Here is an 8,990-nt window from a genome sequence, read left to right as displayed (position 1 = left end):
GAAGCCATCCGTTATGCCCTGAACCGCATGCCCAAAGCCCGCGGTTATCTCGACGACGGCCGCCTCGAACTCGACAACAACACCTGCGAGCGGTCAATTCGCCCCATCGCCCTCGGCCGCAAGAATTACCTGTTCATGGGGTCAATCGGCGGCGGAAAAGCGGCCGCTATCGCCTACGCGCTCATCGAGACTGCCAAGATGAACGACGTCGACCCCGAAGCGTGGCTCACATGGGTCCTCCAGCGCCTGCCTGATCACAAGATTAATCGCATCGACGAACTCATGCCGTGGAACTGGCAGCCCGAAAAGGCCTGAAACCGCGCCGCAACCGGACGGATACGCTTGAAGTGGGTGAGGTGGAGGTCCGAAATGCTGCACACCCTGATCCTGGCGCGGGTTAGAATATCAGGCATGTGCGTGACGTGCATGGATTGAACGGCCCAGTGCAATGAAGGTGAAGCCACGACTGTCATTGGCTTCTCTTCCACGGACGCATTCGGGGCATCGTCGTTGATACATCGACCTCCCGCAGCATTTTGCCAACAATCAGCCCATCCCGCACCCAGTCCAGCGCTTGCCACCAATCTTCATAACCGCGGCGGGCGGATGCAATCTGCTCGGGATGCGGCCGCCAAGTGACAGGGCAGGCCAGCAAGTCGACCGTGCGCCACTTGCCGCGTGTTTTGACCCGTTCGGCACCGACGACGATGGTCTTTGCCCGCTCGCCATGCTGGTTGTTTTTGGTTTCCAGCGGAACGCAGCGTGGCACGACGCCCGGCATCCAGTCCGGGGTCATGCCAGCCCGCGCCAGTTCGGCCACCTGGATCGCCATGCGGATGCCGCCGAGGCTGTCGGGCATCCCGGCGACTGCGGCCGCGATCACCTCGGCGTCGGGGTGGGTGTAACTGCCCATCTTGTGCTGCCCGCCGTCAACCTTGCAGCCCAGCAAGGCACGCTGCAGCAAAACATATTCCAGGCCGAAGCCGAAGCCTTCTTCGACCACGTCCTTAGGTGGCGGCAGTTCCAGTTGGGCCTGCTCCACCCGGAACGCCCATTCCAAAGCGCCCTGCACGCCCAGCGTTCGCTTTACTTTGGCACTGCCTCTTTGGGGGATGCGTCGCTGGATGGTCATCGGATCCCCCGCTCGCGCAGGCGTTCCGGTGTCACGAGGCCTCGGCCCAGCATGGCATCGCGCATGGTGTTGCTGATCGCGCTGACCGGCAGGAAACCGTCGGCGTTGACCATCTTGGCGTAGAACGCGGGCAGGTCGATGATCGGCTTTGCAGCGGGTGCCGTTTCGGATTTGCGCTTGCGCCGTTTCTGCCCGGCTGCCTCGGCTTTGCGCTGGACAGCACGCTGCATGGCGCGATCGAGCGCCTTCGGCCCATCCGGCGGTTCGGGGTGTTCCAGGCGGGACGCCTCGGCCACCACCACGATTTCAGCCTCGGTCAGCCCCAGCACATTGCGCCAGCGCTGGACGTGCAGCCGTGGCGGCCAGCCTTGCCACCAGCCGGGCAAGGCAGCGGCATCGAGGCCCAGCGCTGCCAGCACTTCCCCAAAGAACTGATCAGAGATCGCCGCGCAGGCTTGCGCGCCCTCCTCCTCCTTTATAGGTTTACTTAAAGGTTCTCTTACAAGGTTAGTGTCCGGATTTCGGACACGGCTTTCGGCATTTTCCGGACACGGGTCAGGGCAAAAACCGGACACGGCTTTGGGTGGATTTCCATGTCCAGCTTCCGGACACGGGTCGGCAGGATTGTCGGTGCCAGAGGTGGAACAGTCATCGCCGGAACCCAAGCTTCCATGTCCGGAATCCGGACATCGCTCGGGATCATGTGGTACGCGGTTATCCTCAAATCCCAAGATGTAGCGTGTCGGCATCTGCCGCTTGGTCACGGGATCGACGCGCGGCACCCGGCGCAGCAGCTTTGCGTCCTCCAGGCGGTCGAGGTGATCATTCAGGGTGGACCGGCTGATCTCACAATCCGCTGCAAGCCGGGCCTGCGAAGGGAAGCAGCCGAAATCAGGGTTGAAGCGGTCGCAGAGGTGCCAGAGCACGATCTTCGTCGTGGGTTTCAACCCGCGCTGTTCGATGGCCCAGAGGGTGGCCTTGTGGCTCATGGCGCGACCCTCCGTGCCGGGATTTGCACGCGGCTGGTGAAGCCATTGTCTGCCAGGGCGCCCAGCGCGTCATCGACATTGCGCACCAGCGCCCAACCGAAGCCCTGCGTGACGACGGTGTCGCGGAAGACCTCCTGCGATTTGCGCAAGCGGCCGGTATGGCTTTTGACCTCGAGGAACAACACGCGGCCGCCGGAGATCACAATCAGGTCGGCAAAGCCGGGATGGACACCCATGCCGACCAGGATTGCCTGGCGTCGTGCGCCACGCGGCCCGGCCTCGGTCACTTCGTTGGCGCAATGATGCACGATGGCCTCGCGGGGCAGGGCGAACCGCAACGCGCTGACGATGGCGCGCTGGGCGTCGGCTTCGGGGGTGCTGCGACGGTTCATCGTGCCAACCTCTCGTGCTGATCCCTGCGTTGGGTTTGGCGGATCGGTTGCCGTGCATCGACCACGAGCAACAAGAGACGGGCATCCTTCCGCTCGACCGCAGTGTCGCCATGGGTCGCCAGGACATTGCAGGCGAGCCGGATCAGATGGTCGCTTTGATGGGTGACATCAGCGATGACGGCGCGGGCCTCGGCGACACGGTCTGCTGGCCAGTCGGAATTGCGGGGGTGCAGATGCATCACCGGCGCCCTCCGGCACGACGACGGCGTGGGGCGGCTTGCTCCTGCTCTTCCAGCCATTCCTCGACGGCAGCGCGACGGTAATAGACCTTGCGCCCGGCGCGAACGCAGGCGGGACCGGTGCGCTGAGCCTCCCAGCGGCGCAGCGTGTCAATCGACAGGCCGAGTTCCACGGCGAGATCAAGACGACTGATCCAGCCGACCAGCAGTGTGCGCGGTTTGTCCTTCGGGTCTGGCATTGATCCAAGGCGGGGCATTGGGGTCTCCCTGTTCGGGCCTCTTTGACGGCGTGCGTCGGGGGGCGTTTGCAGAGACCAGTGAGCGCAGGGCCGAAGGGGTGGCGGGAAGGCGCAGGGTGGCGCAAAGGAACGCCCCCTCGCGCCACCCCTTGTTTTATTGGGTTTTCTGCGCCTGGCGGCGTGGAGTGTGTCAGGCCAAGCCACCGATGCCGGAGGGTCAAACGGACGCCAAAGCCGCAAACAGATGCGAACACCGTGATTTACAGGTGTTTGGGCGGCATTGGCGGGCAAAGAGGGGGTGGCATCCGGCACGGCACCCCTGCCACCCATTGATTTGCTTGGAGATTTACTGGACCGGCATGGTTTATAGCGCCGATTCCGGCGTGGCGAGCGCCATGTCGGGCGCGGAAGAGGCTGACAGGCAGGATCACGCGCGCCGATCATCGGTCCCGTCAGCGATAAATCCTCAATGAAACAAGGGGTGGCGCGAGGAAGGCGACCTTTCCGCCACCCTGCGCCTTCCCGCCACCCGAACTGCCATGCTTGCCTTGATAGTGCGGCGGAACCACGCCTCATGTCGGATGCAAGAAGGAACCAACGCATGCCCGAACGCATCAAGCTGACCGAGAAAGTCCTCCGCGAGGCTGAGCCCGTTGTGGGGCGCGACTACCAGATCTTCGACACGGAGGTGCGCGGGTTTGCCGCCTGCATCTACCGCGGCGGCGGTCGGGCTTTCACCCTCGATTATCGCCATGCCGGGCGGCAGCGCCGGATGACCTTCGGGCGCTGGCCGGAATGGTCGGTGTCGGCGGCACGCGAGCGCGCCAAGGAAATCCGCCGCGAGATTGATGCTGGGGCTGACCCCTTGGCCCAGCGGGGGGCGTTGCGTGAAGCACCGCGTGTGGACGATCTGATCGAACGCTACTGCGCCCAGCACCTGCCGAAACTGGCCGAGCGCAACGCATCCGACCAGAAGTCCGCACTGGCCAAGATGGTGGCTCCGGTCTGGGGCCGGAAGCTGGTGACGGAAATCACCTCAACCGACGTCGACAAGCTTCTGAACAAGGTGGCCGAGGGTCGGCCCCGGCCGCACAAGGAAAAGCCCAACAACCGGGCCAAGAAGCTGCAGCCCGCAAAGCCCACGCCGGTGCGCGCCAACCGTATCGGGGAGGTGCTGCGCAAGATGTTCACATTGGCGGTCGAGTGGGGCTGGTGCGAGGACAATCCCGCCCAGCGCTTCCATCGCCGGATTGAAACAGCACGAGAGCGGTTCCTGTCGAAGGACGAGATCACCAGCCTCGCCGCCGCCCTCGATGCCGCCGAAGACCGCCGCGCCGCAGACATCATCCGCATGTGCATGTTGACTGGCGCCCGTTTGGGCGAGGTGCGGCAGGCGCGGTTCGAACAGTTCAACCTTGAACACATGAGCTGGTCAAAGCCACCGGCGATGACCAAGCAACGCCGGGTGCACCGTGTGCCGATCTCGGACGAAACCGCCACCATCGTGCGCCAGCGCCAATTGTCTGTGCCGCGTGGCACGCCGTGGCTGTTCCCCAGCGACACGCCCGGCCAGCCGGTGCAGGAGGTGCGGCGGTTCTGGGCGCAGATCCAGAAGGAGTGTGGGCTGCAGGAAGTCCACATCCACGATCTGCGCCATACCTTTGCATCTTTGCTGGTCAGCGGCGGGGCCTCGCTGGAAATGATCGGCAAACTGCTGGGCCACAGCCAGATGCAGACCACGCTGCGCTATGCCCACCTGATGGACTCGCCCCTGCGCGCCGGGGTCGATGCCGTCGCCAGTGCCTTCCGGCCCAAGCCTGGGCTGGTCCACGATGCCGACGATCAGGGCGGCCGCAAGACCGCATGATCCGGGCCAGCCCGGACCCTGATCATCACGCTTCCTCTCGTCGCAGTGCCCTCCATATCGGCGTGATCCGCCGCCGGATGCTCCGGCTGTCGGGCATCTTCTTGCCCTCCGAGCGGTCGGAGAACCACTCCTGCATTTCGGCAACGAGGTCGGCTTGGGTGTCGGGCAGGCCGTGATCGAAAATGCGCAGGATCAGCGCGATGTTCATCCCTTCCCAATCGTAGGAGGTTGAAGCCCCGGGCCCGGCCGCCACACGACGACCCATTTCGTGCTCGTCCTCGAAGGCGTGCACCTCTTCGGCGCGGATCATCATGTCGGCCACTGCCACCACGATGCCGCCAACTGGATCGGTGATCAGCAGCCACTCTGGCCGGTTCAGCATCTGGATCCGCCGCATGATCCCTTCGGTTGGGCCCGTGCCGCACCGGCGGAAGAGGGGCATAAGTTCCATGGGCGACAGGACCACCTTGCCCCCGACGATTTCATCGCCGCAGCGTATGGCGCTGATGCCGGTCAGGATGCGGAATTTGCCAGCATCCGCCCACCCCGCGATATCTGCGATGTTGCAGCCCCAGCGCGCAGAGGCTTCGTGAAGGGTGAAGTAAACGCGGGGCGGCAAAGCCATGTCTGTAACATCCTCAAATGAACCGAGGATGATCTGTACTCAAACCGCCTGCAGCCCGCGCCTCGATGGCGCGGGGTAAGTGACCGGATACAACGGCATAAGAGGCGCTGTCGCGCCTTCAGCCGCCGAGACTGCTTTTCCGATAGACCTGTTTTGCTTTTGGTTGAGGACTGCTCTCCCCACCCATGCAACCTGCACGGGCGCTCGATTCGGAGCAATAGGGGGACGAAAATGTTGCTGTGGATAAGCTCCAGAGCGGGTGTGAATGTGCCAACTGTTGGCTATAGCGAAGGGTCTGTGCCCGGCAGAAGCGCGCAAAATCTGAAATAAAATCATTTTCTCCATAGTGCGTGGGCGCTTAGACAGTCTTGAGATTGCCGGCGGCAAAATACGTTAGACGTGAAATAACGATCTTGACTCAAGTATGGCTGGCCGATATACATGATTCAACAAGTGTCATTTCACGGAGTTAGCCGCATGCGTAAGGTCGTTAGGGAATACCAGCAGATGTGCCGCGCCGAGGGCGTGTCACTGCTTGGAATCGAGCCGCGTGGTCGTCATTACGCCCTTCGTTTTGAGAGGGGGTTCCTGATCGCGGCTTCCACGCCCTCTGATCATCGCGCGCGCCACAACCTCCGTGCCGCTATCCGCCGCCTCCACGCTTGAAGGAATTAAACATGAACATGCCCATCTCGCCCGACGCAATGACTGTCGAGGACCGCCACCAGTCGTGGATTAATCGCGAAATGACTGGATACGGCAACGTCAACTGGGACTACGGGAAGGAACTTCTCGAGATCCTTGAGAGGCATTTCCGCGTCATCGAAAAGATTCTCGGCAGGGAAGAGGTCGCGCCGCATCTCCTCAAGATGCTGCCTGGTCCCGATATCGAAGGGACTACGTGGGAGGAAGCCTTTGACGAATACTTGCCGCTGACGACACAGTGGTGGGAAGCGGACAAGCTGCTGGACCATGCTGCACTGTATGGCTTTTACGGTATCACCAGTCCCGAGATTCCTTTGGCCGAGCGTAGCGAGTGGATTGCATCACTTGCGACCGAGATTGACGACTTTTGCCAGCTCGCTCAGCCCAATCCGCAGGGGGTCATTCATCTTGTTTCCCAGCTCGCTTTGTCGCGCTATGCCATCGATCACGGGGAAGGCGATGTTGATCTCCAGTCGCTCGCACTGTTCGGCGGCGTGACGGAAGGGCGGATCCGGAACATCCTCTCCAGCAACGACAGCGGGCTGGAAAAGGTCGGCCAGCGCGTGACGGCCGCCAGTGCAGCCGCATGGCTCAAGGGACGCAAGGAGTTCTTTGCCTCCATCTGGCAGCAGCATGACGAAATCGAGCCAGAAGCCGCTAGCAACGACTTTGTCGATAATGTCGTGTTCGTTCCGGTGGCAGCGGACGGCAGCTTCTTCCACCCCGGCCTTGCCCGTGGTGGCAAGTTCATGATCGGGGCCAAGGGAGAGGAAGTGTCGCATCCGACCTTTGAAGAAGCACTCGGAGCTTTGCAGAAGATGGCAACGCCGCGCTGGCGCCGCCCGAATGATGCGGGGAACTGGGGCATCGTCTCCGGCCGCGACTGGAAGCGCGTCGAGCGCCGCCAGCTGTTTTCACAGTGATCCGGAGTTCAATGATGCGTTTTATCCCCGAAGACCTGCTCTCTGCGCTCCTCGAATCTTCCCCGCAGCCGACGGTACATGCGCCGCGGGATGCGCGTGGCCTCTATGGACTGGTCGATCACCATGGCGATCTTCGCTACATCGGATCGACCAGTTCCACGGATCAGACCTTCTATGAGCGGATCCACCAGCGCCATCGCACCGGATCGGAAGGCATGAGCCATTACTTCTCGCAGATGTACAACACCGGCCGGATGTGGCGTGAACGGAAGGATGCGACAACCAAGGTCGATGGTGACCTCGCCAAGAAGTTGCGCAACGAGTTCGTCGTCGATCATTGCCGCGCGGTCTGGCTTGCTTTGCCGGATACCGCGGACATCGCGCGGCTGGAAGCTGAGGTCCTCGCGATGGCACCCGAGCACGCCATTGCCTGGAACCGGCGCAGGATGCAGACCTATGATGAGCCCGCCGACCTCGTTGACGCCACTTTGCGGCGTCTTGGATGGGGAGCACAGGAACTGGCCGCCATCGAACGGCAGCGCCAGCGGTTCTTCGGCGCGGCCACCAGTCCTGTTCCCCCGATTTTGCGGCAGCCTGCGCCAATCAGCGAGACACGTGTGACGCCCTTTCCGGAGGGGCCCTTCCGCTTCTTCGCGCTGGATGTCGAGACAGCCAACAATGACCGGGGCAGCATTTGCCAGATCGGCGTGGCCTGCGTACGTCCCGACAATTCCATCGAGACGTGGATGACTTACGTCGATCCGCAGGTTGACCGCTGGGTCTTCACGTACTTGCATGGGATCAGCGCCAGGACGGTAAAGGGCGCCCCGACCTTTGCTGAAGTGCTGCCGGTGCTGCAGGACGCGCTGGCAGGCCACGTCGTCTATCAGCATTCCGGCTTTGATCGCAGCGCAGTTGCGGCCGCCTGCAGCAACTCCGGCCTGAACATCCCGCAGTGGGAGTGGTGCGACAGCGTTCATGTTGCGCGTGCTGCCTGGCCTGAGTTGCGTGGAAATGGCGGGCATGGTCTTGCCAGCCTCAAGCAGCATCTCGGGCTTGAGTTCGACCACCACGATGCGGGCGAGGATGCTCGTGCCGCCGCTGAAGTGGTCTTGCGTGCCGAAGGTCACCAGCCGGTCAGGCTGCAGAAGCCGCTTCGGCCAAGCCCGGTAGAAATTGACGACGATTTCGACTTGATCGAGGATGACAATGACACTGTCATCTTGGCCGAAGCACCTGTGGCCGCTCCGACTGTGCCAGATCTCCAGACACTCCGGAATGCTGCACGTGCCATCGGGACGACCGAGATCACGCAGGGCAACATCGACAACGACCACATCTATCTGCGGGGCTTTTTCGAGAAGTTCCCGGCTGATGCGATCGGCGGATCGAACCGCGCATCTGCCGCCCAGCGCGAAATTGCCGTCGACTGGGGTGGTGGAACCGTCGTCATTACCGATCTGGATGGGGCAAAGCGGTTTTTCCGCAAGCGCGGCTGGATCAGGGAGTTCTTTGCGCGGCACGGCGCACGGGCAGGGGACACGGTCATGGTCGAGGAAATCGCACCCTATAGCTATCGCGTGGTCCTCCAGCGTCGTGCTGCATAACGAATTGGGACTGGCTGCGATGCGGGCAGTTCCGATCATGATCCGGCAGACTGGAAAAACGGCTACATCAACGCCACATCAACCTGCGACTGCACGTTTCGGTCCAGCTTTGCAGTTCAATCCGCGCGAAAGTCGATGGATGCTAGGGTGAAAATTGCGCCGGATCAAAGGCTTGGCGCGCAAGTCGTTGAAATACCTAAGTTATTGGAATCGCGGGGGTTTTGGCTCATAACCTGAAGGTCGTAGGTTCAAATCCTACTCCCGCAACCAAA

Annotated in this window: 10 protein-coding genes; 4 read left to right on the top strand and 6 right to left on the bottom strand. The window is 62.2% G+C overall.

The annotated features are described in order from the left end of the window. On the top strand, positions 1–315 hold a 315-nt coding region (locus tag BMX16_RS16680), incomplete at its 5' end, for a transposase domain-containing protein (protein WP_143058085.1). Positions 316–469: 154 nt separating this feature from the next. Here the strand turns inward: BMX16_RS16680 and BMX16_RS16675 are convergent. The 5 genes from BMX16_RS16675 to BMX16_RS16655 are packed head-to-tail and all read right to left on the bottom strand — an operon-like array spanning position 470 to position 3,009. After that, a complete protein-coding gene (locus BMX16_RS16675) occupies positions 470–1,132 on the bottom strand; it encodes a hypothetical protein (protein WP_089905853.1) in 663 nt (220 codons plus the stop codon). Further along, positions 1,129–2,121 (bottom strand): helix-turn-helix domain-containing protein, encoded by a 993-nt coding sequence (locus BMX16_RS16670; RefSeq protein ID WP_089905851.1) that lies wholly within the window; start codon positions 2,119–2,121, stop codon positions 1,129–1,131. Before BMX16_RS16670 ends, BMX16_RS16675 begins: the two co-directional genes overlap by 4 nt. Beyond that, positions 2,118–2,513, bottom strand: a complete 396-nt coding sequence (locus BMX16_RS16665) for a VRR-NUC domain-containing protein (protein WP_089905849.1) — start codon at positions 2,511–2,513, stop codon at positions 2,118–2,120. The genes BMX16_RS16670 and BMX16_RS16665 overlap by 4 nt, the downstream gene beginning before the upstream one ends. Then, positions 2,510–2,752 (bottom strand): hypothetical protein, encoded by a 243-nt coding sequence (locus tag BMX16_RS16660; protein ID WP_089905847.1) that lies wholly within the window; start codon positions 2,750–2,752, stop codon positions 2,510–2,512. The genes BMX16_RS16665 and BMX16_RS16660 overlap by 4 nt, the downstream gene beginning before the upstream one ends. Then, positions 2,752–3,009 carry a helix-turn-helix transcriptional regulator gene (locus BMX16_RS16655; RefSeq protein WP_089905846.1) on the bottom strand — a complete coding sequence of 86 codons (258 nt, stop codon included), beginning with the start codon at positions 3,007–3,009 and terminating at the stop codon, positions 2,752–2,754. The genes BMX16_RS16660 and BMX16_RS16655 overlap by 1 nt, the downstream gene beginning before the upstream one ends. Positions 3,010–3,592: 583 nt before the next feature. On the opposite strand from BMX16_RS16655, the gene BMX16_RS16650 reads away from it, so the two are divergent. Next, the gene (locus BMX16_RS16650) at positions 3,593–4,858 is read left to right on the top strand and encodes a tyrosine-type recombinase/integrase (RefSeq protein WP_089905844.1); all 1,266 of its coding nucleotides are present in this window, start codon (positions 3,593–3,595) and stop codon (positions 4,856–4,858) included. Between the two features lie 25 nt (positions 4,859–4,883). Here BMX16_RS16650 and BMX16_RS16645 read toward each other — a convergent pair whose 3' ends face one another. After that, positions 4,884–5,483, bottom strand: a complete 600-nt coding sequence (locus BMX16_RS16645) for a hypothetical protein (RefSeq protein ID WP_089905842.1) — start codon at positions 5,481–5,483, stop codon at positions 4,884–4,886. 677 nt (positions 5,484–6,160) lie between these two features. Here BMX16_RS16645 and BMX16_RS16635 point away from each other — a divergent pair. Both BMX16_RS16635 and BMX16_RS16630 read left to right on the top strand, forming a co-directional pair. Beyond that, complete coding sequence (locus tag BMX16_RS16635; protein WP_245731727.1) at positions 6,161–7,111, top strand: hypothetical protein; 951 nt, start codon at positions 6,161–6,163, stop codon at positions 7,109–7,111. Between the two features lie 11 nt (positions 7,112–7,122). Continuing rightward, entirely contained in the window at positions 7,123–8,718 is a 1,596-nt protein-coding gene (locus tag BMX16_RS16630) for a 3'-5' exonuclease (protein WP_245731725.1), read from the top strand. Positions 8,719–8,990: the final 272 nt, after the last annotated feature.

Origin of the sequence: Loktanella fryxellensis, from assembly GCF_900110065.1 — a bacterium.
In the GTDB taxonomy this organism is placed as follows: Bacteria; Pseudomonadota; Alphaproteobacteria; order Rhodobacterales; family Rhodobacteraceae; genus Loktanella; species Loktanella fryxellensis.
The sequence above is the reverse complement of the archived record's forward strand: the minus strand, read 5'-3'. Positions and strand labels throughout refer to the sequence as shown.

Coding starts and splice junctions, on each gene's coding strand:
- BMX16_RS16675 (WP_089905853.1), bottom strand. CDS start 1,132: ATGACCATCCAGCGACGCATCCCCCAAAGAGGCAGTGCCAAAGTAAAG.
- BMX16_RS16670 (WP_089905851.1), bottom strand. CDS start 2,121: ATGAGCCACAAGGCCACCCTCTGGGCCATCGAACAGCGCGGGTTGAAA.
- BMX16_RS16665 (WP_089905849.1), bottom strand. CDS start 2,513: ATGAACCGTCGCAGCACCCCCGAAGCCGACGCCCAGCGCGCCATCGTC.
- BMX16_RS16660 (WP_089905847.1), bottom strand. CDS start 2,752: ATGCATCTGCACCCCCGCAATTCCGACTGGCCAGCAGACCGTGTCGCC.
- BMX16_RS16655 (WP_089905846.1), bottom strand. CDS start 3,009: ATGCCCCGCCTTGGATCAATGCCAGACCCGAAGGACAAACCGCGCACA.
- BMX16_RS16650 (WP_089905844.1), top strand. CDS start 3,593: ATGCCCGAACGCATCAAGCTGACCGAGAAAGTCCTCCGCGAGGCTGAG.
- BMX16_RS16645 (WP_089905842.1), bottom strand. CDS start 5,483: ATGGCTTTGCCGCCCCGCGTTTACTTCACCCTTCACGAAGCCTCTGCG.
- BMX16_RS16635 (WP_245731727.1), top strand. CDS start 6,161: ATGAACATGCCCATCTCGCCCGACGCAATGACTGTCGAGGACCGCCAC.
- BMX16_RS16630 (WP_245731725.1), top strand. CDS start 7,123: ATGATGCGTTTTATCCCCGAAGACCTGCTCTCTGCGCTCCTCGAATCT.